This is a genomic window from Geobacillus sp. YHL, assembly GCF_022341265.1.
In the GTDB taxonomy this organism is placed as follows: Bacteria; Bacillota; Bacilli; order Bacillales; family Anoxybacillaceae; genus Geobacillus; species Geobacillus thermoleovorans.
In genome coordinates, this window is sequence record NZ_JAEIGB010000045.1 from 1 (window position 1) to 1,295 (window position 1,295).

The 1,295-nt window shown below is 46.3% G+C and carries 1 protein-coding gene; it reads left to right on the top strand.

Annotated features, from left to right (window positions below):
• The first annotated feature begins 73 nt into the window (after positions 1–73).
• Complete coding sequence (locus tag JCR24_RS17420) at positions 74–1,147, top strand: IS4 family transposase (protein WP_238981100.1); 1,074 nt, start codon at positions 74–76, stop codon at positions 1,145–1,147.
• Positions 1,148–1,295 lie beyond the last annotated feature (148 nt).

The window sequence follows — 1,295 nt, forward strand, 5'->3', positions numbered from 1 at the left end:
TGCGGCCTTGACGCTCTGGCATGGCTGTTCCCTTTCAAGCGAAGGCTTGAATCAGCGTTTTACCGATCGGGCCGTGGCATTTTTGCGAGAAGTGTTTTTCCTTCTCCTCCTGCATCAACGTCCATTGCTTTTGTCAGCCATGGAGACCTATCGAACTTGTTTTACCCGCCTGCGGATTTTGGACTCAACCAGCTTTTTGGTTCCCGCTGACTATGGGGAAGACTATCGAGGTTCCGTTTCGTCGGGGGTGAAAATTCAGTTTGAATATGACTTGTTATCCGGCGCCTGCCTTCAGCTATGCGTTCAATCGGCCAATGACTCGGACGCTCGTTTTGCCTATCATGCCCAGCATACGATTTTACCGAATGACCTATGTATTCGGGATTTGGGCTTTTTCTCCGTTGCCGCACTGGCCGAGATCGACGCCCGCGGAGCGTATTATATTACTCGGCTCCGTTCCGATATGAAAGTGTATATCAAGGAGAATGGCCAGTGGAAGGAATGGGATTGGGAATCCCTTGGGAATCAATTAGAGGAAGGGGAATCAGTGGAAATGGAACATGTGTACATCGGACATGAACGCTTGTATGTTCCACGGTTGGTTTTCCGCCGTCTGACGGCGGAAGAATGGCAAAAACGGATGGCGTATGTGCGGAAAAAGGAAAAAAGAAAAGGGAAGGCGCTGGCACGCCAAACCCTCGAACAAAAGAAATACCACATCTTACTGACGAATTTACCACAAGAGTCGTTTGATGGTCAACAGGTTTATGAGCTCTATTCCCTGCGCTGGCAAATTGAATTGTTGTTTAAAGCCTGGAAATCCGTATTTGATTTGGAGAAAGTCAAGGAGATGAAAAAAGAACGTTTCGAATGCCATTTATACGGGACGTTGATTGCCATTTTGGTCACCCAGACGTTTCTGTTTCAAGCTCGGATGTATTGGCATCAAAAGGAAGACATTGAAATCAGTGAACGGAAAGCGCTCGATCTTCTCCAATCGTATTGGCACCAGTTGCTTTTGCGTTCGCATATGGCGGAAATCAACCTTTTCTCTCTCCTTTCCCTGTTACGAAAACATGCCAAGAAAGGTCGAAGGAAAGGGGAAGAAACGGCATCAGATATCTTAACGAAATTAGAGATATGGTAGAATTAGATATGGATATAAATACCAAATACCCCTCTTCTGGAGGGGTATTTGGTATGCCCAATAATGGATGTGATCCCCATCATTCACTGCGGGGATGAACACGAGTATCGTCTTAAAAATTTTATACCGCTAAACTTGACGGGTATGG